General features: G+C 55.8%; 15 protein-coding genes. 3 read left to right on the top strand and 12 right to left on the bottom strand.

From position 1 onward, the window contains the following. Positions 1–8: 8 nt before the first annotated feature. Both GDH07_RS13130 and GDH07_RS13125 read right to left on the bottom strand, forming a co-directional pair. Complete coding sequence (locus tag GDH07_RS13130) at positions 9–647, bottom strand: hypothetical protein (RefSeq protein ID WP_152897803.1); 639 nt, start codon at positions 645–647, stop codon at positions 9–11. 111 nt (positions 648–758) lie between these two features. Further along, positions 759–1,700, bottom strand: a complete 942-nt coding sequence (locus GDH07_RS13125) for a tyrosine-type recombinase/integrase (RefSeq protein ID WP_178124052.1) — start codon at positions 1,698–1,700, stop codon at positions 759–761. 205 nt (positions 1,701–1,905) lie between these two features. Here GDH07_RS13125 and GDH07_RS13120 point away from each other — a divergent pair, with 205 nt between their 5' ends. Continuing rightward, positions 1,906–2,895, top strand: coding sequence for a DNA-binding protein (locus GDH07_RS13120; RefSeq protein ID WP_152897801.1), 990 nt, complete (start codon positions 1,906–1,908; stop codon positions 2,893–2,895). Between the two features lie 352 nt (positions 2,896–3,247). Here the strand turns inward: GDH07_RS13120 and GDH07_RS13110 are convergent, their stop codons facing one another. The 9 genes from GDH07_RS13110 to GDH07_RS13075 form a co-directional block, all read right to left on the bottom strand. Further along, positions 3,248–3,589 carry a hypothetical protein gene (locus tag GDH07_RS13110; protein ID WP_236171797.1) on the bottom strand — a complete coding sequence of 114 codons (342 nt, stop codon included), beginning with the start codon at positions 3,587–3,589 and terminating at the stop codon, positions 3,248–3,250. A 493-nt stretch (positions 3,590–4,082) separates the two neighbouring features. Beyond that, a complete protein-coding gene (locus GDH07_RS13105; protein WP_343038268.1) occupies positions 4,083–6,266 on the bottom strand; it encodes a DEAD/DEAH box helicase in 2,184 nt (727 codons plus the stop codon). 43 nt (positions 6,267–6,309) lie between these two features. Beyond that, a complete protein-coding gene (locus tag GDH07_RS13100) occupies positions 6,310–7,605 on the bottom strand; it encodes an ATP-binding protein (protein WP_152897799.1) in 1,296 nt (431 codons plus the stop codon). After that, positions 7,602–10,022, bottom strand: coding sequence for a tellurite resistance TerB family protein (locus GDH07_RS13095; RefSeq protein ID WP_152897798.1), 2,421 nt, complete (start codon positions 10,020–10,022; stop codon positions 7,602–7,604). Before GDH07_RS13095 ends, GDH07_RS13100 begins: the two co-directional genes overlap by 4 nt. Before the next feature lie 331 nt (positions 10,023–10,353). After that, positions 10,354–10,506 (bottom strand): hypothetical protein, encoded by a 153-nt coding sequence (locus GDH07_RS32295; RefSeq protein WP_178118195.1) that lies wholly within the window; start codon positions 10,504–10,506, stop codon positions 10,354–10,356. A gap of 464 nt (positions 10,507–10,970) precedes the next feature. Continuing rightward, a complete protein-coding gene (locus GDH07_RS13090) occupies positions 10,971–11,372 on the bottom strand; it encodes a helix-turn-helix domain-containing protein (protein ID WP_152897797.1) in 402 nt (133 codons plus the stop codon). A 730-nt stretch (positions 11,373–12,102) separates the two neighbouring features. Continuing rightward, complete coding sequence (locus GDH07_RS32290; protein ID WP_178124051.1) at positions 12,103–14,469, bottom strand: RNaseH domain-containing protein; 2,367 nt, start codon at positions 14,467–14,469, stop codon at positions 12,103–12,105. Continuing rightward, entirely contained in the window at positions 14,447–17,587 is a 3,141-nt protein-coding gene (locus GDH07_RS13080) for a hypothetical protein (protein WP_152897796.1), read from the bottom strand. The genes GDH07_RS32290 and GDH07_RS13080 overlap by 23 nt, the downstream gene beginning before the upstream one ends. Further along, positions 17,575–18,609: a restriction endonuclease-related protein gene (locus tag GDH07_RS13075; protein WP_152897795.1), complete on the bottom strand. Its 1,035-nt coding sequence runs from the start codon at positions 18,607–18,609 to the stop codon at positions 17,575–17,577. The genes GDH07_RS13080 and GDH07_RS13075 overlap by 13 nt, the downstream gene beginning before the upstream one ends. 352 nt (positions 18,610–18,961) lie before the next feature. Between GDH07_RS13075 and GDH07_RS13070 the strand changes: the two genes are divergently transcribed. Further along, the gene (locus GDH07_RS13070) at positions 18,962–20,695 is read left to right on the top strand and encodes an RNA-directed DNA polymerase (protein ID WP_178118197.1); all 1,734 of its coding nucleotides are present in this window, start codon (positions 18,962–18,964) and stop codon (positions 20,693–20,695) included. 407 nt (positions 20,696–21,102) lie between these two features. On the opposite strand, the gene GDH07_RS13065 is transcribed toward GDH07_RS13070, so the two are convergent. Further along, positions 21,103–21,471, bottom strand: coding sequence for a histone-like nucleoid-structuring protein, MvaT/MvaU family (locus GDH07_RS13065; RefSeq protein ID WP_152897793.1), 369 nt, complete (start codon positions 21,469–21,471; stop codon positions 21,103–21,105). A 594-nt stretch (positions 21,472–22,065) separates the two neighbouring features. Between GDH07_RS13065 and GDH07_RS13060 the strand changes: the two genes are divergently transcribed. Next, on the top strand, positions 22,066–23,343 hold the full coding sequence (locus GDH07_RS13060) for a hypothetical protein (RefSeq protein WP_152897792.1): 1,278 nt from the start codon (positions 22,066–22,068) through the stop codon (positions 23,341–23,343). Positions 23,344–23,531 lie beyond the last annotated feature (188 nt).

Below are 23,531 nucleotides of genomic sequence, written 5' to 3'. Positions count from 1 at the left end.
GCCTTAGGTCACAGCTCCTCGAACATCAATGTATGCGGTTCGAGTGTCCCATCGAAGGTAAAATTTCGCTGCTGCCAGATAACGTCGATGAGATGAGGATCTCTCGCTTCTCGAAGGGTTTTCATTTCTGCTAGCTGCTCGTCGATAGCCTTGCCGTGCTCAGTTGTGAGTAAGTTGGCCTTGACTTTACTTATTGTGATTAGCATTGGCATTGAAGGTTTTTCGAAAAGTTTTGTTAGCGGGTGCGCGCAATGGAGCAATTGGCTTGCGGCATCAGGATCCACCGATTTAAGTTCTTCATATGCCCAAAAAATATGCGAGATTATCTCAGAGCCTTTAGGGCTTCTTGCGTACATTTGGGCCGTCTGGCGAGAAGCAGAAAGGTAAATTCCGCCATACCTGAAGTTGAACCCACCACCTGTTACGTTCTGATCAATCATCGCCTTGACGATAAAATCATTCATTTGCCACCAGGTACTCTTACTCTTCTGTGCATCAAGCAGTTTTGCAAGCTGCTCCAGAATTTCGAAGTCGAACAACGAGGGGTCGCGTACCGCACCAAGCCCCTGCTTTTCAATGGAATCTCGGTAAAGTGTCGACGTCCCGTGATAGAGGGGGAAAGTGAGGTAACCATCTTGGTCGATCATAAGGCTTTCCTATTATCTATATTAGTCATTGCGGTAAAGCAGGATTCCATTTAGGTACGCTCATAACCCTATGGGAATTTCAGGGGCAACCTACGCGCAGGATCAAGAATCTCATCCCTCCAGTTTTCTGATGAGCCCACCAAACTGTTGAGCCGGCTCCACATAGCGCAGCGCGGACTTCATGTCGCTCCAGCCAACGTACTCCATGAGCGTTTTTATGTCCCAGCCAGAGCTCGCGGCCCAAGTGGCAAACCCGCGTCGGATTGAATGAGCACTGTAGATTCCGGACGGCAAGCCGCACCTATCCAGTGTGTCGCGAAGCAGGGGAATAAGACTATGGGCCGCAATCGGGCGATCACTGATGTTGCCCCAGCGATCAATCCTCCTGAAGATACCACCGCGGGTTAGGCCGGCTGCTTCAATCCAGTTCAGATACGCCTCGACCGGGCAGAGTTTGCTCAGCGAAGGAGTCTTGTACTCGCGGCCAATGTTCTGCCGATCCCCTTTACTGGAACCCAGATAGAACGTAATGCCCACATAGCGCTCAGCATGGGTGTTCTCGATCGTGAGCCTAGCCAGCTCGTCTCCGCGGAACCCCCTCCAAAAACCAATGGTGAGCAAGGCGATGTCTCGGGTCGCTTTGAGAAGGGCGGCCATGTTGCCGGCTGCTCTTGCCTGAGCAACCTCATCCTCCAGGTGCGCCACTGCTTTTTCGAGGTGCAGTAACGCCAGAGGAGCTGCTTGCTTCTGCTGCACGGGGTATACCGCCCGGATGCCTTTCAGCAACTGCCTGACCTTAGGCGCTTTAGTGGGGTCGGGGAAGCCGTTGCTTTGATGCCAGTTTGCGAGCGCAGCCAAGCGTTGCTTCAGCGTGCTCAGCGCCAGCTGGTCGGCGTATTCAGCGATGTATCGCACCACGGACTCAGTGGTGGTGGGCAGGAACCCGCCCCAGGTGACTTCGAAATGGGAGAGGGCGGCAGCGTAGCTCTTCGACGTGTTCTGACGAACGCTCGCCTCCAAGTATCTGTCTGCCTTGCTGACCAATTCAACCACCTTATTTACCCATCCCAACCTTCGGTGGCTCACCCTGGCCATTAGTACCGCCTTTCAGGCCATTTTACCCCCGCTACTTAGGCTAGCAAGCCATAACCCTCGATTATATCTTGCCAGTTGTCGGCAATTTTCCAGCAAGGTTTGGCATTTTCGTATCATGTAATGGCATGACATGTAACATGACACGAAATCGTCTGGAGGGTGTATGGCGCGAGGCGGCGTTAACCTAGCGGTAGTGCAAAAGGCGCGGAACAGCCTGCTGATGCGTGGTGTGTATCCCAGCATTGATGCAGTCCGGGTGGAGGTTGGAAATACAGGTTCAAAGACCACGATCGCTCGGTATCTAAAACAACTGGAATCACCAGGATCAGAAGCGAACCCTCGTGAACGCATGAGCGGCGCGCTGCGCGGAGTCGTCGAAAGTTTGTTGGATCAAGTCCAGGAGGAGGGCAGTCAGGCCTTTCTGGAGGCACGTGCGGAGTTCGAGCACGAGCGCAAGCTATTGGTCTCTCGAGCCGAGGCACTTGAGAGCGAGCTAGATGAAGTCAAGCTCCATTTCAGGGCGCAAGAAGATGTCTTGGCAGCTCAAACTGAAGAGCTCAAGACCACTCAGTGCACACTGCAGACTGAGATCACGCGCACCGCAAGGCTCACCCAGAGCAATAGTGATCTCGAAGTCCGGATTCAAGAGAAGGATGGGCAGATCCAGTCCCTGGAGCAAAAGCATATCCATGCCCGGGAAGCCCTGGAACACTACCGGGCTTCGATCAAGGAACAGCGAGACCAAGATCTAAACCGCCACGAGTCCCAAGTCTATCAATTGCAACAGGAGCTGACCGTCCTTCAGCAGACGCTCATGGTCAAGCAGGAGGATATCTCCCGATTAATCCGGGATAACGAGCGCTTCATTGCCGAAAATCGCCAGCATGCCAGGGAAGCCTCGCAACATCGCGAGGCTGTCGAAACCCTGCGGGGCGACTTGAGCATTGCCAATGCTATTACTGCGCGTGCGGAAGGTGCGAAGGAACTGCTAGCTCAACAGTTGGAAGCGAAGGCTAAAGAGGCTGGTGAGTCTCAGTCGCAATTCGCAGCCGCGAAGCTAAGGGAGGTGGCTCTGGCACACAAACTCACCACCGCAGAGGCTGAGCTCACGGCTTTGCGCGTATCGAGTGCGGCGGATGACTCGCAGGCGTAATTCAGAGAACCTTGAACCCATTAGCACATCGCTGCGTACATTTGTACTCCTTCCAGAATTCGCAGCTCGCGATCCGAGCCAGGTAGTCCTCATGCGAACCAGCGCCTGCCATACCCTCTACCTTCAGGCTTAATAGTACCTGCGTGCGTTCGGCATCTGCAGCGAAGCGTCCATCTGCGCTCCGCCGAGTTGCAACAATCGAGAGCATTGATTCCCCCACTGTATTGAAGGCTGCAAACTGAGTGACCAGGAGGTTAAGCGCTTGCAATCGAATCTCACCATCAACTCGTTTGACGGTCGGTATCCGCAAGGGGCGACTGAGTCGTTGCATTTGTGATCGGACAAGGGACTGTTAGTCATCGTCCCAAGGATCGAATTTGTCCCCATACCTTGCCCGTAAGGCGCGATTGCGCTCAATCCTGCTGATCCACGGATCGTAATCCTCGGGCAACGCTGAAAGCTTAGCGCTTATGATCATCTGCACCGCTGCGTCACGCAGCAACATGCTGGTCAGCTCGCGACATTCCCCACGCGTAACCGCACCATAGATGGCGTGGTTATCTTTGACATAGAGGTCGGTCATCCCCACACGCATATGGCCATATTTATCAACGTCATCGGGGTAGACGTCCTCCAGGCTGAGGTGTCCCATACCAAACTCCTGATTGAAGATGAGCTCGCTGAAGAGCCGCATCTGTACGCTCCACACTGCTCAGAACGCCAACGATAGCGCGCACTATCTTTAGCCCACAAACATTCACTCCCTCGGCGGCTAGCACCCTGTGCTTCAGGCCTACATATCGATATCTCATCCCCTGGCTGGGGTCATCCTGGTTCGGCGGGGAATCAAATGGATCGAACGCGCTGAATGAAACCGACACCACACATGCAAAGTCATGATTGGGCCGCGGTCGCCTGAAACTCCACATGTTCTTCGTGAAAAAGCAGCCTTTGGAGTACACCTCTTCACTTGGGGTGACCAAGGAGTCAACCGGGGGAGCACGAAGCCGGAAATTGCGTGTGATGCCAACTTGTCCGAGCAGGCCAACGCAGAGGCTAGTTATGCCCTGTCCGAGGTCGCCGCGAGGAAGTAGAGGGAAGCTGAGTTGATGCAGAAGCTTTCCGATGTCGATGCCGGTCTCGAAAAATGGGCGACGGGATGTAGGAGAGTAGTGCTATTGCTATTGCTATTCCTCTCCCTGCGACTCCAGTGTAAGGAGTTGAGCTGTGGTTACCGCGGCTTGGAGATCAAGATGGCTTGAGGCGAACGACTTCATGAGGAGCGCGCGGGGAAGGGCCCAATCCCATTTCTCTCGGATCATGTTTTCGACATTTTCCAAGATCGGCTCTACGTTCGAGATGTCCATTTTACCGACCACGCGCAACGCTCGCAATGTGTCCTCCGCGCCGAATGCAACTTCCAGGAATAGCCCGGCGTTTTCACACTGAATGCCCACATGCCTGAGCAACAAGGCCAGCGCATCGTTGGTGTAATCCCCTCGCCAGGTTGCCACATGGCTTACGCTGGCAGAGCCAATAATCGCCGCGTCACCCAACCCGAGAGCGCGGAAGTTACTCCGAGCCTCGTCTAGGAGCGCTTGAGCGTGTTTGTCCAGGAAGGGGCAGGATGTGGTGTCCATCAACACGTTCCGCATTTCAAGCCTGACACGATCATCCACCTGGGCACCAAGCCCATCAAACTGAGGGGGCTCGCCGCCCCGCGCCGGTGTGACCACGATCACCTTTGCTTCGAGGTCGACATCCTGAACCTGCCAACGCCTTCCGCCGAAGATGATGCGCTGTCCCTTGGTCAGGGGTTTGCTGACGGGCAGCGAGCCAAGTGGCTTCCCATCCCGGAGCAAACGAAACTCTTCATCGCTTGTGAAGGCGGTGTAGAACTCATAGTGGTTGATCAACCGCTCCCCGAGTTCGCCTGGTAGCAGAAGTCCTGAGCTGTCCTGGACGATCAATTCCTTCTCACCCATACCCTTGAGCAAAGCCAGGAAATCAGGCTGGGTGACGCTCGCAAAACTGCCGCTTGCGATGAGATTTCCCCATAATTGCGCCGCAGAAGCACCGCCGAGCTGAGCAATTGAGGATAGACACTGTTGCACCAGCGTCGAGGCGTGTAGGCCTCCCGATCGAGGCGGCTCAAACCATCCACTGATTAGCAATCTGATCATGGCGACCGTTTGGACAAGGCCCTCACGTAACTGATCGGAGAGATCCGACTTATCTGTTATAGGGCGCTCCCGGCAGTACGTCCTGAGCATCGCAGGCTCACCGGCGCGGCGACCCGAGCGGCCAAGCCTTTGCCTTAGACTTGCCACAGAGGGTGGACAGCCGATCTGTGCGACCGTCCTGATGCTACCGATGTCTATACCCAGTTCCAGGGTGGTAGTGCATACGGCAGAAGCTGGAGGATCTCCCGCTTTCAACGCCCGCTCGGCATCCTGGCGTAGCTCCTTGGACAAGCTACCGTGATGCGGCCAGAACTCGTTCGGAACACCATCGTTCTCGCACAGTGAGCGCAGACGGTCGGCAAACCATTCAACCTCTTGGCGCCTGTTGGGGAAGATCAGGTTGTTATGCCCCCTCAGCACCTTGTACAGGTGACCTGCGATAGCCACTTTGGTACCTGAGGTGTCTTCCTTCTCTGCGCCTTCATCTGTTGACGCATTCCCCGGGTGTTCCACCACCAGCTGTTGCATGGGCTGCTCAATGTAGCCCCGCACCTGTACCTGGAGCTCTTGGCCAGAGGACTTTGACTCAATAACCGTGATGCCATCCGGGCACGCTGGCCTCAGGAACTTGCGGGCCAGCGACATCTCCCCAAGCGTCGCCGAAAGCCCTACACGGGGCAGCGTTCTACCCACGACGATTTCAACCCGTTGCATGAGCGATTGCAGCTGCTTTCCACGCTCACTTCCGATGAAGGCATGAAGCTCATCGACGACGATGTAGCGAAGGTTCTGAAAAGCCCCAGGTAAGCCTGAGCCTCTGTTTACGAACAGGGCTTCTAGGGACTCCGGAGTGATCAGCAAGATGCCCTCAGGCGTTTTCAAAAACCGTTGTTTCTTGCTTGCTGCCACATCGCCATGCCAAGCAACGACGGGCAGTTCGAGCTTCTCACATAGCCGGCTAAGCCTGTCCCACTGATCGTTGATCAACGCCTTGAGCGGGCTGATATACAGCACCGCGCCGGCTGGCTCACTGTTGTTGAGCAGGTTGGTCAGGATCGGCAGGAATGCGGCCTCTGTTTTACCTGCGGCAGTGGACGCTGCAATGATCACATCGCGATCGGCGCCCACCAATGCCGGTACCGCCCACTCCTGCGCATCACGCAGAGACGTCCACCCCTGTGACCAGATCCATTGCTGAACCTCCGGGTGTAAACGCTCGAACGAAGAAGAGTCAGAGCTTGAAGCTGGCGAGCTCATCGTCGGCCTCAACTTCAAGATCTTGCTGCCCGGCCTCATCTTTGGTCAGCTCCACGGCGCCCAGCAAAGTTCGCCAATCGGCGGTAGGGTTCTGCTCGATCACCGCGAGCAAGTTGATGAAAGCCGTAATGGTCGTGCGCGGCGTCCGGAAATATGCCTCGCCCAAGCGCTGGTTGCAGTGCGCCATGAAAGCGGGGACGGCTTCATCTGGCAGCAAAAACTTCTCAGGCTCACCGTAGGCGTAGACACTACGCAGCTTCTGCAGAAGCACGTAGAAGTCTTCAGGTGTCAGGCTGCTGAGTCGAATGACAGGCCCAGAAAGGTCGACCAGGCCAGACTTAGCAAAGCTGTTTTCAGCGAGGCGGGATTGCAGGGCAGGGTAGCTGTAGAGCCCCCGACGAGTGTCCATCAGAAACTCTGGTGTGCCGCCCAATACAAAACCCAGGCCTTCAGCGGAACCCTGCAACGAATCGTTGAGGATGCGCAGAATCTGTTCGTAATTGGCGTTACGGGCCTGGGTGTTTGCCAGTTTGTACAGGTTGACCAGTTCATCCAGGCAGACCATCAAGCCGCCGAAACCAGCCAGGCGTACGAATCGTGACAACAATTTCAGCTGGTCGTAGACAGAAACATCATCGACGATCGTCCGCACGCCCAGCGCAGCGCGGGCGTCAGTCTTGGTGGAGAATTCCCCCCGTAGCCAACGAATGGCGTCAGCCTTGAGCTGCTCGTTACCTTCCTCGAAGCCGCGGCAGTAGGCGGCAATGACGTCGGCAAAATCATACCCATTGACCATCTCGGTGAGCTCTGCCAGGTACTCACGAATGACCACTTCGCTCTCGACATCTTTGGTCTTGGCTTCCGTTTTAGCCTGGGAGATGAATTTCTCAACGATACCCTGGAGTGCGCCGCCGTCGGGCTTGGTACGAGTGGCCATGTTTTTGGCCAGCTCGGAGTAAAGTGAGCGCGCTTGTCCACCCGAAGCGTGAAGTCGGCGGTCTGGATTCAAATCGGCGTGCATGGTGACGAGCTTGCGCTCCATGGCGATGCCGCGCACCAGGTTCAGGAAGAAGGTTTTCCCCGCGCCGTATTCGCCAACGACAACGCGGAATGCCGAGCCACCATCCGCGAGACGATCCACATCTTTGAGCAGCGAATCAAGTTCACCGGCTCGACCTACCTGGATGAGATGCTGCCCAACCCGGGGCACAACGCCCGCACGCAGCGATTGAATGACCGCATCGCGATCCTTGGCTCGTATCTTACTCATAGGGCTAACTCATCCAGAATGTCGGGGTTGATTTCGATGGGATCATCGCCTTCGGTCACAGGCATGTCGAACAGCTCAAACGCCGTATCGTTGATCCGCTCCAGGGCGCCATCCAACATCAGTTCCATATCACTTGCCGCGTCTTCCAATTCGGCACGGCTCCACTCAGGCCGTGAAACCAGCAGTCGGAGGAACGCTGAATGCTCGACGTCCAAACCATGCACGGTAGCAAGCTGTTCGGCGGTACTTTCTTCCTGCCGGTGGGGCGCCTCGGGCTCCAAGGCGCTAGGCGTCCCAGTCAGCGATTCTTCATTGAAGACGCTGGCCAGGAGCGCCGACACTTCCGCCGTTTCTTGTTGCAAGCGAGCGACCTTGTCCATGTCCAGTGCAAAGCCAGAGCCAGTGCTTTCTGATGTCTGTGTCGCAGTGGCCAGCGCGGCATTCGCAGTCAGTGCCTCCACTCCATGGGAGGGACGAACAGCTGCACTGTGGAGGTCGCTGTAGACGAACTGCGGATCGAGGGCGAGCAACTTGTATACGCGCTCAAGGAGCTTAACTTCCTGTGGCGTCACCTCGCCATCTGCTTGTGCCAGGTGGGCCAGGAAGCTTGCAATTTTCCGCTTGGCCTCGATCGTCAGCGGCTCAAGCTTCTTCTTGAGGCTTGCCGGTGTCGGCGGTTGCTTCAGTTGAATCTGGAGGTGCGCCTTCAAGCGTTTTCGATGCGCGACGCAGAGGTGATCCCATGAGTCAATGTGGCCGGACAGTAGACTCACCTCTTCTAGCGAGGTGTCACCGTCTGCCGCAGCCACTGCACTGGCCAGGTCTAAAGTCACTGCTGCAGCGCTGTAAGCATCGGTCGAACGAAGAGTGCCTTCATCAGAGTCCGCTGCGAACAACGCGATAGTGTCTTCTGCCTTGGGCGTACGGCTGCCAGAAAGCACATCGGGCTCTAATCCGATCCGCTTGCTTTCCAAAGCCCGGGCGAGTGCCACGACTTTGTCGCGGGAAAGCGCGCCGGCGGATTTGAAACGGCCTGCCAGTTCAGCGAAACTCATGCAGATGGTTTCGCCGCCGACGCGTTGTTCCAACTGTTCGAGCTCTGCTTTCGCTTCAGCAGGCCAGAGCTCTGTTGGCAACTGCAGTATGGCTTCCAGGCTATCTCCAGCGTCTGGGTTACGCCCCAGATACCGACTGTAAGCGTCTAGAACGGTGGTGCAATCCTCCACTATAACCTGCAGCTTGTTACGCGTTCCTGAGGTTGCGGCGACATCGGGGAGGTCGCCCACGGCTGCTGCCGGGATGTTCAATCCGGAAGAAGCAGGGCGATAGGCAATCTTCAGCTTGGTCTTGTTCTGAGGCAGCACAATGCCGTTGGGATAACGTTTTGCGAATTCGTTTTTGAAGAGTGCTGCGAATTGCTCAGGACAACGGGTCACAGGTGTACGCCTGGAAATGTTGGGCTCTGCGAGCGCCCAGGCCAATGCCCAGCTCGGATTGAGAGGGTATTTATCCACGGCCATCTGACCGAGCGCGACTCTCAGTGACATGGGCAGCTCGTACCCATCTGCGGCACTGGCGGTGGGTTCACTCATATAGCTTTGAGGTTGAACAGAACCCGCGTCGATATGGGCGAGAAAGCGGGTAGCGTAGCCGCGGAAAGAATGGTTGTCCCCGTAGAGACCAAGCAAGCGTTCGACCTCGGCCTTGATGGCAGGGATCTCTGCCTTCGCCTGAGGATCGCTCGGTGCATCGATCAGCGCGCGGCGTTCAAGCCCGTAAAAAAACAGGAATACGTATCCCGCATCCGCAGGCTGGCGGCGACCTCCTGCCAACCATTGCAGATACGCTCGCCGCGCCTCAGGCGTGATGCTTCGGTAACTTGGCCAATAGGGCATCTGCCGCTCTGTAAGGCTCATGGGTGAGCGTGCGACTCGAAGCGTTGCATCAATCAGGGACGGTTCAGTCTGACCGAACTGGGTTGCCCGCTCGGTGATGTAGAGCATTTCACCCGGGATAGCCAATCCGGCCACGGTGATGGACTCACCTTCTGCAAGCCAGCGAACGCCCATGGCCTTTGCACTTGGCTTCGGGATGGCGTAGTTCTGACTATCGCTGGACGAACCGACTTGGACAGTATGGAAGTCTCGCTCGCGGGTACTGCTGCCAAACTGGACGGTGAGACTGGGGGAGGTTGCCTGTCGAGATTCAGCGGCGATCTCCGCAACAATGTCATCTTCAGGCGCGGAACGCTTTGCCTGGGTGGCGCGTCTGACGGCCCATACCAACGCACTTACGCCCAAGATAACTCCAAGGGTGATCCACGCTTGCTTTGGAACTTGCGCCAAAAGGGCAACAACGAATAACAAGACGTACAGAGCGATCGGCCCGCCGCCGCTCCCTTTGCGCTTCCGTGGCATATGAGTATTCCGTACAGTTGGTAATGGCCAGATGACATTCTTACGGATTTCACGAGGCGGGCCAAGCGGAACAGACGAAGGGAGTGCTGGGGCGAGATTACTTAAACGGATCCCCAACAAAGCCATCTGCTTACAAGGCTTGTCAGGGCTGTGTTGCGGAGGTGAATGGATCGTGGCGCTGCTCTTCATACGCCTGATTCTCAGTGAGACCATAATCTTGGTAGCGTCTCGCGATGGGTGAGCAAACCCAAGAGTACACATGTACTCCTTTGCACCTCAGGCGCCTCAACTGGTCTATTGAGGCAGCTTTCGACAACATCTCTCCTGCACTTCAAATAGCCTCTTCCAACGCAGCGATTAGCGCCTCCAAAGCTTCAGCCAGGCGGGCGTCTTCACGGGCATCTCCGCTTTCAGGAACAAACTCTTGGCAGTGTCGTAGCAGTGCGTCGCGGTCGTTACGGTTCAGATCAAGTTGAATGTGCATGTTCGAAAATCCCTAGATGGTTGAACTGCACCCGACCTCTGGCGCCCAAGCACGCTTTGGTCGAATATTGCGCGCCGATTGGAAGCGAGGGGGACAGGGCATTGAAGGTTGAGCAGGAAGCGCAGGCGTGGTTGTGCGCCGCTGAGCACTATCGTGATTCTCTCATGGCGATAGTGGCGATGCAGTCGCCAGCTACCGCCGTAAACCGGGCCTGGACAGTTTGACTCGCATCTACAAGCAAGACGTTGGCGCCGTAGCGTTTGCAGTGCTTGAGCGCGTCCTGCCTAGCGCGGATTTGCCGCGCACCGACAGCAGCTACGTCCCTGTCCGGGAACAGTTACGGTCACATGTAATTTATCAGGTGCTAAAACGCCTTGTAGAAGAGAAGGCCGTCCCAGTTGAGCTTAGGGATATCCTGTTTTCGATTGACCTTGGACTCTGACGCTCGGCGATCTCAACCTCTGCTACTCGGCAAAGCACAGTTCAGCTTGAGATGACGGGTAAATAGCCTTGCGCCGGCGTGCCGATGAGGGCTTTGTTATGCAGATAGGCGTCGCTGATGAGGCTACCAGGCCGCTGAGCGCGCCATTGGTCTCCAGATCTGCAACGTCAGCTTTCAGCCGCTGTACCAGGGTATCAATAGGTTGGCCGCTCTCTACGCTCAACGTCAGTGTGAAAAGCGTCAAAGGGCTGAGCCCCATCGCTTCACCTATCGCAGTCAGCTTCTCTACCGTAGGGCTTGATCGGCCGTGTTCCAGCTTCAGCATGTAGCCACGGCTGCTCGCTAAGGCCATATCCTTATGCGTCAACCCGCGGCTAATGCGCATGGTTTTAAGTACAGTGGCGAAAGCTGCTTTCAGCGACATAGATGCTCCTGGCCAATGTCAGGCGAGAAAGGCCCGCAAACCATTTTCAGCGGAAATACCCGACGTAGAGCATCTGACAGTACCACACAGACCTTCACGCCGGTCTTAACGAAGAACCTTTTCAGGCCAGCATCGGGATAGGCCTGCAGCTTTCCCGGCGCGGACTGCCCGTGCCCATCGCTCACCGTGATCTAGTTGTTTTCACTGATTAACCTCATATAATCAGTGACTTTCTCTGTATTTAAAGTATTTTCCTGCATGCACCCTTGAAATTTTTTTCGCGAGACGGAGTTCTATATTTGAGGACAAGAAAAAAGCGAGTGGTGTGCAGTCGCAGGTGATCTGCAAGGTTCACACACGGTTTTGCCGGTTCGGTTTTTGCTTTTGACGGTTTCCAGATTTGGTCTCTGTTGCCAGGCTCGCATCTGCATTGCCCCGCAGGGGCTGAGGGGAAATCGTCTTCTTCGCAGCCTTTGGCTGCGCTTATGCTTTGAATACAAACAACCATCCCCAATTTTGAAAAAATATTCTCACGTAGTTTCGTTGGGGATGTCGCTGCGAGTCGGCACGCAACGCCGATGAAAGTGTAGGTTGGCCAAGGTAGCTGGTAGTTCGCATGGGCTTAGAGGACTTGCCGAGCGTGCGGTCGGAGGAGTTTGACGACGAGGGCGTTTTGGTTAGCCAAGATAGCTAAGACCAAGTCTCAACACAGTCAATCAAAGCGGCGCCTTCAAAACCGGCCTTTCCTTAGTTTTTCGGCGACCGGATGATCCTCCGCGATCTGCCGAGCTGCATGAAGCGGGGAGGGAAGCCGCAGGAACCCGTCCCACAACGGCGCATTCTTGCACCAGTATCCGGCCTGCAGCGCCAGCTGATCTTTGTTTGCAAAATCGCCTTCCTGGATCATCACAAACTCGGTCACCCCGAGCTGCAGCCACGAATCCTTGAGCTGTGACTGCGTGACGTCGTAGCGGGTGTGCTTGCGGTGAGAGCGCACTTTGTTAAAGGTCTTGGAATAGGACGTGAAGTAATACACCCGTTCTTGGTGCTCAGCTTGGTGTACACCAATGCGATTGCCTATGAACATGGGCACCAGAGGCGAAAGGGAATGGACACCGGTCATCTGAGCCGTTTGATGATCAGACCGCGTGCGGATCAACCAGGCGTTCTTTGGCACGGGTGGCAAGCCATGGCCCGCGCCATCATTCATGCCAGGATACAGGCGCTTGGCGCTGGCGTTGATATAGACAATCAGCGGGCTGTCGGCCACCGTGGTAGGCGCCAGGAGTGCCTGTCTGATCAGCAGCTTCGCTGCCTCTCCATCCAGCAGTTTCGGGCTCGCATGAATGGCGCAGAGGCCTTCGCTGTAACTTCTCCACTGGCCCGGTTGACCGCCGGCCCCATCCACGTAGACCTGCATCTCGCGCGTGTTGACCACAGCGCGTGTGATGACGGGCAAGTACACACTCAGCTTGCTGAGGTAATCGACATAGATCGAAACCACGGTCGTTTCGGCCGGGATGCCTGCTGTGCGCTCCAGGGGGATCGGCACATAGCCGGTACCGCGGATGGCATCGATCACGCTGTTGATGCCTGGGTAATCTTCTGGCTCGTCGGACTCCTCAGCGTTCGCCTTGGCTTTACGCAATCGGCTTTTGAGCCCAGCGGCCATACCTCTGGAGGTGACAGCCCCTTCCGCTTGCGGCGGGAGGTGGAAGATGAACTGCGTGGAGATGCCATGTTTAGCGCAGAGCGCTCGCAGGACATGCTTCGGATCGCTATCGTCCTTCGTGGCCACATCGGGAGTGGTCTCGATGATCGCAGCATCCGGCGCCCAGGTGCTCAGCCGCGGCAGCAATTCATGGGTAAACCAGCTTTGGATGTCGGCTGAACTCGTCTTGGTGGTCAGTACGCGCTGCGCGTCTTTGCACTGGATCTGCTGGAGCAGGACTTGAGGCTTAGGCTTGTCCCTGAATACGTGGGAGACTGCTTCCAAATTGGTGTACGCCGTGTTAATGCGCATCATGATGTCTGTATGCGCAGTTACCACCGCGATGCGGATAGGCCGAGTTGGAGCATGGGAGTCGCTGTCTCGCAGGGCGATGAGCCGACCGACATAGCGGGTCAGCATGGGCTTGGCGGAGGCTACAGTTTTCTGGACATGGAAGCTTGCTTGGTCGAGGATAACCGTTCCGACGCCACTGCCAATGGGTGAGCCAATCGGCGTGTGGGTGTGAATAGGTCTGAGGGGCCCCGCTAGAGAGACTTCATTGCCACCCAATGCCGGCAGGCTACCTTCCCCCATGTGCTGGATGAGTTCCGCGGCGGGGCTTGAGTAGACCGTCTGATATTGACCCTCGCCAATACGTATCGTGTGGATCTGAAACTTGGAAATCCCGTGGTCAGTCTTGAGCCAAGTCGAGTGTGTGGTATGGCGCCACTCAGGCAGAATGTGGCTCAAATGAACCGTCACGGATGCGTACTGACTCGGCACCTTGTGCAACAACAAGAGGTTCGTCGAAATCGAGTGCATGGCCACGGCCTTGCGATCGCCTCGGGCGTAGAGCAACGGGCTATCCCAGGCGACCAATGAACCGTCGCTGCAGACCGTGAGGTTCAACGGGACAGAAGAGTCCATCGGCTTGGTCGATAACTGATGGGCAATCATCCAGGGGACGACTTTGTAGGCCAAGTTCGACTGTCGTGGGTCGCGCATGATGTCGGACGCACGAAGCGGCATGGCGTGATCGGGTACCAGCGCATGAACGAAATCCTGTTGGCCAGGCGGTGCGTTGCGCAGGATGTGCTGAGCCCATACGTTGATTGCCCGGTTCAGTTTGCCGGAGTCGAGCGCCTTCAGGGACGCGATGGCTGGCGCGTCATTGCTTTTGAGCAGTTGCGCGTTGACCCAGACCGGGCCGCCTGACAAGTAGCTGAGGATCTCTTCAAGTGAATCGGTGGGCAGATATGGCTTGCCGAAGTGGTCGGTGAGTAGCGCCCACGCATTCACGAATTCCCGCGAAGCATGGTACTGCGTGATGGGAGGAAGCTCGTCCGGGTCAAACCGGAATAGGTTAGTCCTCAGGGAAATCGTCATCAGGTAGCCCCTCAGTCTCTTGGGGGCCTGCAGGCGATTGCGGGCCCGACGTCTCGATGTACAGCGTCATAGCTTCCACCAGCCCCGCGTGGTGCGTGGAAAATTCACTCCAGTGGCCATCCTGCTTGAGCTTATAAATGGTGCGTTCCAACAGCATCGCCCAAGTGTAGCGACTGTCGAAGAACGCCGCGTCGGCCAGGTAGCAGGTAACGGGAGTGCCTCCACGCCTGGCTCGCCCAACCAGCTGGGTAAGCGTGACCAGGACGTTCATGATGGTGAAGAACCGGATAGCTTTGGGTTGGCTGTAAAAGTAGGGCGGTGCCAGCCGGATACCGTTGAGAATGCGGTTTGCCATGGCACGCTCTGCCAGCAGCGCAAGGCCTGGATTGGCTGACGCCATCACACCTTCGCCAACGCTGTAGCAAAGGTGCGCTAGGTTGTTGCCGGGCTGGTCTGAGGAAGGCAACGGTCGCACACAAACCACCACGCCCCCCAATGCCGACTTGCCGTCGGCGGTCACGATGTTGTGACCCCGCGCCATCGGATAGATCGAGCTGACCATGAGTTGCACATCTGCATTGGGGCCGTCGGCGAATTCGACGAGATCGTCGTAGGTGAGCCGGTTCGCGAGCGGTAAGCGCTCCTGTCGATCGGCTTTCTTGCCGCCCCTAATCCATGCGACCTTGCGCTGCCCTGCAGAAATTTCATGGAGGGTTGATGCGAGCTGTTCTGCCTCGGCGTCACTCCCTGTGACTAATAGCAATCGTGCTCTATGGCAGGTGTTGGCGTCTTGCTCCAGGGCCGCCAAGTGGCTGGTGAGCCACGGCCAGAGCTCATAGCCCAGATCCCTTACGTTGAGCAGGCGAGAATCCAGCGGGGAGCCTGACACATGCACGGAGACATTCACATTTTCAAAACGGATATTCCCCTTGGCGTCCGGCACGTCGATTAGCGTCTTCGCGTTCAAATCGAAGCAGCTGGCGCCAGGGAAGAACGCGGTGGCACTGAAGCCAATGAACGTGCGATTCACACCTGCGTGGATCTTGGACGTCAGGTTCGGCAGATACTGAAGTGTCCGATGCGGATCCCCGGACATAGCCACGACCTGAAGCGACCAGGTGTCCCGCCCCTCCAACTTACGCTTGAAACCGTAGACAACGCGTTGCAGCGGCCCAAGTGGCGTCGGGCTGAAGGGCGCCGAGCCCGAAAGATCCTGCTGCACCCTCAACGCCGCGGCCACCTTCGCACGCGCGAGCATGGGGACATCTGAATAGAGGGTACGAAGGCTGGTCTCAATAAAGTGCAAACCCGTCCTGATAACCAATGACGACTTGAGCTTTTCGAGTTTATCGTCGTTCAGCTTCCTCCCCAGCTGTTTACGTGCCGCCAAGTTGCGAAGCAGATCCCCAATGTTGACGATCACCTCCATTGGGCTCGGCAACGCGTCATTGTGTGAGAAGGCTTGCAGAAGTTCCTGCAGCGGCGCCAGGTGGGGAGGAATGCTCTGATCGCCGTAGCCGCAGACACCATCGAGCACCGAAGGGTCGACGCCCAGGTAATCCGCGATCATCTGATCTTCCGCTCGCTCCCACACGGTTTCGCGATCTGGCCATTTCAGGTGTTTCAACGCCAACTGGAGCAGCCGTGTCGTATGGAGGATTACCGCGTTGCAGCCCCGCTGCGCACGATACAGGGTCGGGGCATCGACATCTGGAATGCTGTCTCGCCCGAAGATCTCCATGTGCAGCTCGGCCAGGCTGCTGTGCTCGATGTGGTTGCTCAACGGCAGCTCAAACACGCTCGTGTCGATGGCGCTCAGTAGAAGCCCATCGATCTCATCGACCATGAACAGTGAGGCCGTCCTGAGAAGCAGCTCCAAGAGGCTTCTTGACTCTCCACCGCCACCTCCGAGAGCGATACGGGTGGTACCGGAAATCAGAGCATGGTGATTAACGACGACGATGTCCGCTGCCAAAGCCTGTTCGAGCAACGTGCGCTTGCCACACTGGTTCAAAAACGGACAGCTATGAATACGCTTGTACGTCTCACGCCCTCGGCGCTCACCCGGGATCTGCAGATTAAAGCAGGGCTCTTCATCCCGTGGGCTCACGCTCTCGTCTGTTGCGCAGGCATCGAGTAGGCATCGGTAGTCGTAGGGGTGATCCTCTCGGCCACGCGCCAGGTAAAAATCTCCCGCTTTGGCAATCCGACGCTGGGAGTGCAGCGGGGCAATCTTCAGGTGGGGAGCTACGACACGCACCGAACGTTTCAGGGCCTCAACCATATTGCGCACGTCAGTCAGGTTGGGAACCGCAATAACGACCCGATGCCCTTGCAAGGCGGAGTGGATGCCCATCAACCCCATGACAACAGTTTTCCCTGTTCCTGTCGGCGCATTGACCCGATAGAAATTTCCCGCATTTGCCTCTACGCGCCCTTCATTTCGTACGATTGAGTTCAAGGAGCTTCGATGGCTCTGATGCAGATGGTTGATGGGGTCACGTCCCGCTTGATCGAGCGCGCTGGCCAACTCATGCAGCGAAGCCTTCTCCCAAGCAAACTTCGGCACGTCCGCGGCTTCAACCAGGGGAAGAGGGGTGTCATTTAGCGCCAGTCGAGAGCGCTGGGCTTCGGGAATGACAAACGTGCGATACCCATCGGACTGCGTTTCTCGAAGAATAATCTGTCCGTCCACGGGCCATTTCGTAGATGACGCGGCAGTTGGCTCCACCTTGATAGCGCAGAGTTTCTCCTCGATTAGGCCGTCCAGGTCAAAGCCTTCCTGGAAGCAGTAAACGTCGGTTTCGGTCAGGGGGGGCGGGGCTTCTTGGCTAACTAAGAGATCAGCACCCGCTGCCCGAAACGGCGAACCAGCACCGAAAATAATCCTCCGCGCCACATCAAGAAATCGCCCGGTCTGGTTCAGGTCGACAGGGCGGTACTTGATGAGCGTAATTATTTGCTCGCGCGCCACCTCAGAAGCGCTTTCCCAGCCGATCCACAGATGAGGGCGTCCTACCAGAAAGACTTCAGCGTCAGCGAGGGTCGGCTCCTTGCTGATGTGCTTGATGGCCAGCCCAAGCGCTAGGGCGGTTGCATTTTCAGTTAACGTTGACATAGCTCTTTCACCCACCGCAGGCACTGAGATTCAGACTTGATCTGCTTAGGGCTGCACTGCTCACTTAACGAATCGACGTGCTGCCGTTGGTAGTCCGGAATGATGTAGATAGCCCCAGTGGATGGGGTATCAACCAGGTGAAGTCCCAGATTTCGAGGCGAATTCCAAACCTTGGCATCCAGCGAATAGGTTCGATCATTGGCCGTGAAGCTCAGGTCAGCCTGGTCGACGTCAGGCCACAGCTCTGCAGTAATCCCTAGCCGAGCAATACCATCGCGCAGGCGCATCTCCAGCAGTCCCGGAATCAAGGTAAATGCCCATAATGCGGGGACTAGCCGGTACTTGTTCTTAGCAGTGACGGGGTGGATGAGCTTAGAGGTTCTGACACTCACCAGCTCGTCACCCATCCACTGGAAAATCCCGACGGTTTGTTCACACCACTGCGCGCCGCAGGACACTGCCCGGTGGTGAATCTCCATCGGCCACCCACAACCCGGACATAGGTAGATATAACCCGAGCGGATTAGATGCTGAGGAATCGGCTCGTACAGCGAGTTGAAGCTGACTTGAAGCGGAATCAAGAAGTCCAGGCTACTGTCAGCGTCTACGACTCCATGCTCGATCAAAAACATCCGGAACAGTCGGTATTCATCATCGCCATGGGGTCGCGTCCGGCAGAGGTCGCGAACTTTTTTCACGATTTGCTGGACACGCTCCCAGCCCAAGCGAGGGTTTGTCTCCAGCGCGATCGCGCTGCACAGCATAGTGGGTTCATCAGCAAACTGCAGAGCGCCCTCGTAGCCTTGCCTAAGACGACTGTCCAGCCATTGCTCAAGCGGCAGGCTGAGGCAGGAGAGCAGATTTGCGATCGTGCGGGGAGGGGAACCAGGCTCCAGCCACCAAAGTAGGGCGCTGGCTTGGCGCAAGAGGTCGTGCCGTTCGGCACACTCGCGGGCATCAAGCTGCGCTGCCCTCACGATCAGCCCGAGCAAGCGCTGGGCGTCGCTATCCACTGAGTCCATAAGCCCCCCCTATATTGGAAGCATGTCTCTGCGGAGCATCGTGCTCTGCAAGTCTTACCACCGGATCAAGCAGGCTGGTTCAATATATCAATTATCGCAAGCCAACCGGTGGATCGCGCTGTGCTCGCTGGCGCCGGCGCTCCGGTGGAATGCCCATACGACCTGCTTGCTGCATTGTTTCGCCTTCGTTTACGTAGAGCCGTGTTCCGATAAATGGCAGGACGCACGAAGGTAAGGCATTGCAGCGAGTAGCCTTGGTCAGATTTTCGTGGCATATAGCTATCAAATCATGATCGTAGATGTGTCAGCACTACTAGGGCTTTCACTCACTACCCGAGCGCCAGGGACAGCCATGCAACTTCAGGACTTGCTTTCCAGAGGGTATTTTCCTATCCAACTCCCGGTTGGATTCAGCACCAAGCAATTGGCAGAACACATAGGGGCAGTCGAAGCGAACTGGGATGAAGCCCTGGACGGGAGAAGGCGCATACTCTCCCAGTCCGAACGATTTTCGGTGGCGAGGTCGTCATATAGCAGACGGACTACCTCAATACCCAATCCCGTCAATTTTTATGGCCTGGCCAAAGACATCTGCCAGTACTGGCCCCAAATCCAAGAACATTTCAACAAGAGCGAGATCTCTCGAAGCATCCCTGGAGAAGGAGGATCGCTGAGAGCGATTGAACTGACGAAATTCACCGACTTGTACGAGGAGCGTGTGCGCCGCTCGGCAGGCGCGCGCTACGCGCTGGTCACCGATATTTCGAGCTATTTTCCCACCATCTACACTCATACCATCCCGTGGGCGTTGCATTCAAAAGCTGTAGCCAAGGCGAGACGGGACAGAGTCCCCGATTTTTTTGGCAACATCCTAGACCAACGCTGCATGGGCACGCAGGATGGACAGACCATAGGGTTGCCCATTGGCCCGGATACTTCGCACATCATTGCAGAGATGATCGGCGTCGCGATTGACGACTCCATTCGAATTGCCCTGGATGGTTGGCCCAAAGGTTTCCGCTATGTTGATGACTTCACCTTTTTCTTCAACACGCGAGAAGAGGCCGAACGCGCGCTGGCTGTCATCATCAAGTGCGTAAGCGCGTTTGAGCTGCAGATCAATGCATCGAAAACTAAGATTGTCGAGGTACGCGAGCTCGTTCAGGAGTCTTGGAAATACACCCTCAAGAAGCTAAGAGTCTCAGCAAAGCGGCGCCAGCAAAAAGACGACATTCACCACTATTTTGAAGTGCTGTTCTCGCTGGAGGCGCGGTTCAAGGATGAAAGCTTGGTGAAATATGGCCTGAAGCAGCTTTCGTCCACCATCATCAAAAAATCCAATTGGCCCATCGCGGAAGCATACCTTCTCAAATGCGGTTATGGATTTCCCAACACGCTCCAGGTGATCACCCAGATCCTTGTGACCTACCATCGCCACCAGTATCAATTGAACAGGGAGGCATTGGGCGACTTTTGCAACAACCTCCTGGGCTCAGCATCGGCCGCGAACCATCACAGTGAAACGGCCTGGTTGTTATGGCTATGTAAGGAGCTTGAGATTCACCTAGACGCCGCGTTGGTGCAGCAAGTGCTGCACATGGAGAGCTCGGTTTGCTCACTTATAGCTTTGGATCTCAAACATTCAGGCTTTGTGAACGGTGATCTCAACCTTACCGACCTTGGGCCTTTGGCGACGCGTCAGGCGCTTGTGGGCAACAATTGGATGTTGGCTTATGAAGGGGGGCGTCGTCGCTGGCTTGCCAACGAGAACCTTGACTTCATCCAGGGAGATGCTTGCTTCGCCGCGCTCCTGGAGGCTGGCGTAGGCTTTTATAGTGAGGCGGCTCAGCTTCCCCCCATCTTCCAGCTTAAGCAGTCAGCGCCTATGGACATCGATTTCGACTCCGACGATGAAATCGAAAATGACTTTGACTTCGATGATATGGATGAAGAGTACTTTGACTCCACCGACCAGGGCGAAGATGAGGATGACGGCGAGCCAGGAGCAGCGCAGCCAGTCGCTGTCCCAGGCCATTTCGCTGGTGACGACGTCGATCTGGACGCAGTGTGGTTGAGGGACGAGTAGGGCATAACTGGCGGAGGGTAGGTGGGCTCAACGATAATGTCGCTGGGTCGCCCTCTCACTCAAAGAGGGCCACTGTGCTGTCGCACTGCGTTCACTCTCCATCCGCGACCCAAGAAAAGGTCAGTGCCTCCCGAATTGCGGCTACTAGCCATAACGTACACCACTCCACGCTCTACGAATGCGGTAGTCGACCAGCCAGATGCCTTGTCACGTGGGAAACGAACCCACCATGCGGGCTGCGTTTCTCCATCCAGCGATCTACGCTCTTGGGTTTGGGTCGGTAATCTGACGTCGTGATCTTGAACGCGCAGTATGCAGGGGTTGTAGGGTCGTCTAGAGAGGCATCCACTGCTTTGGAGTAAATAAAAAAGGGGTCTCACGAGGCCCCTTATTTTGTCCCTAAAGATTTACTTATCTAACCAGCTTTCGACTTCGTCAGCACCGTACTGGCTTTTCCACTCCTTCAGGGTTTTGTGGTTGCCTCCTTTCGTTTCCACGAGCTCACCTGAATGGGGATTCTTGTAAACCTTAGTCTGGCGGGGCTTGCGACTACTTTTTTCAGCGACTACGGCTGGTGCGCGTCTAGTAGCAGATTGTGGGTCAAGGATGGCCACAATATTACGCAAGCTGTATCCGTACTCAGAAAGAAGGTCGCGGAGCTTTTTTTCAAACTCGATTTCGCGCTTCAAGCCATCATCGTTTTTGAGGGACTCAAGTTCGGCGAGCTGAGCAGCTAATTGTTGCTCAAGGGCACGGAATTCTGCGAGCCTAGACATTTGACACTCCTGTATGTAGTGCATCGAGTATAGGCGCTGGGTCAAATGCCTTCAATGTGCCGATTCAAGCTGGAGCTTTAGGCCGATAGAGCAACGACGCCAAGCGCTAAACTGTGGAGAACGGTTGCATACCATCCCGGCACGGCAAATACCGCCAGCGCGAGGAGGACGAATGGATTCGATGCCAGGCAACGATAGCAGCGAAGCATCAGCGAACACTTCCACTACAACTGGTAGACAAAATGGAGAAGGGAAAAGAGACCATGCGCCTTCGAAGCCTCGATGATGCCTAAGTAGCTGGAGCGGACGGTGCCGCTGAAATCGGTATACGGTCAAGGCTTCGTCATGGTGGGGAAGGGCACGTGTCGCCTCGATTGCCCTACTCAGAACGCTCGTCACAACGTCGCTCTATTACGTCGACCTCAGGTAACCCGGATATCCGCTCAGAAAGAGGAACCTCGTGGCGTAAAGCGTCGCGGTTCGCTCCACCTCAATGGCTACTGACCACGGATGCTATCCGCTGGAGGGACAGCCCGAAAACGGCTACCGTTCGCGGCTCACTTTATGACCCTCCCACCAAGGAACGGACAACGAATGAACCACAATATGCTACTTCTGTGTGCCACCTGTGGAGTAGAAGTTCACTGTCGCATAGGTATGTCGAACCGAGACGTGCAACCACTTTCGTTTCTCTGCCCAAGCTGTAGCAGTGACATCAGCATTGTCTTGGGAGGAGGTCATCCAATTGAGCTGACTAATGCTACAGAAGGGCCGCTGGATCGCGAGAAAGCCTTTGCAGGCGGCTACCTCTTTCAGGATTTGCATTTGGATTTTCCAGTCTGGAGCAAAGAATATGTGGCAGGCAACACGCCATTCATGACAGCCATGGGAATGGTGGATCGGGACAAACTCATGACAAGCGGTGCTCATGCAGGCGCGCTATTTAGAGACCGTCTGGATGTCCTCAATCACTATGGCAAGCGCTTCGAGGAGGTGAAACAGCTGCTGAAACTGTATCCGCGGGCCAACAAGGACTTGTTCCGTCGCAGGGCATCCGAGTTCCTCGGAGGAGAACACAGTCCGTCTCTCAGGCCGGAAGACCTGAACGTACTCCTCTACAAAGTGTTATCCACGGTAACGGCAGCTTTTCTGGAGGACGATACGGTGCTCCAAATCGTGCGGGGCTATCCCGAGATCATCATGGGGCTTGCTCAGAAGGATTGGGCCGCTTACACAAGTTTTCACCGCGAAATTTGCGACTCGAGGTTCCTGTACAACCTGCAAAAAGATTGCTTGGGTCTGTACGGCAAAATCTTCGAGCTTGAGCTATACATCCGTCCAGCCATTTTTCTGGATTTTTGCACGGGCCAGGAACATCTTAAGACCTCGGCAAAGATCTCACGTCTGGGTTTTGAAAACTGTAAGGACATCTATAAGGATCTGGCAGAGGTGTTTGGTCGACAGCTTTCACTGGTCGCCGGTATCAATAACCTGATGCACCGAGGTGGCCATAATGCGTTTTTGGCGAAGGACGGGGGCGCCCTCTCTAGTCTTGCCAAATTCACTGACAAAAACCTCTCAGACAAGCTCAAGTACCTGGACGACTGCTGGTACAAGATCGATTCAAGCGTATTGAACGCCGGCGTACGTAATGCAATCGCCCATTACTCATTCGAATATGACGAAACCACCCAAATCATCACGTGCTACCCCAATAAAGAAGGACTAAAGCGTGAGGAGGGCGTCGAGCTCTCCTTCTTAGCCTTTATGCGGATGATCTTGGTGCTATTCCGAGAGATGCATTATCTGCATCACCTCATCAAGTCCATTTACTACTTCGAGTACCTCATCGTTGCAAAAAAACAAACGTAGACTCGAACGGCAGGCGGCGAGAAGGTGAGTTACTAGCTATCCATGCAATAGCCGTCCACTCGCATGTGACCGGAGCGGGGCGACAATGTCTTTTCCGACTGGCTGGGCAGTGGGCTTTACCAACGATAAACGCAATCAATGACGCTCTCGTGGTTAGTCCGCAACCAGGCCAAATTTCTCGACCTGGT

Source organism: Pseudomonas piscis, assembly GCF_009380155.1.
GTDB classification, from domain to species: Bacteria; Pseudomonadota; Gammaproteobacteria; order Pseudomonadales; family Pseudomonadaceae; genus Aquipseudomonas; species Aquipseudomonas piscis.
The sequence above is the reverse complement of the archived record's forward strand: the minus strand, read 5'-3'. Positions and strand labels throughout refer to the sequence as shown.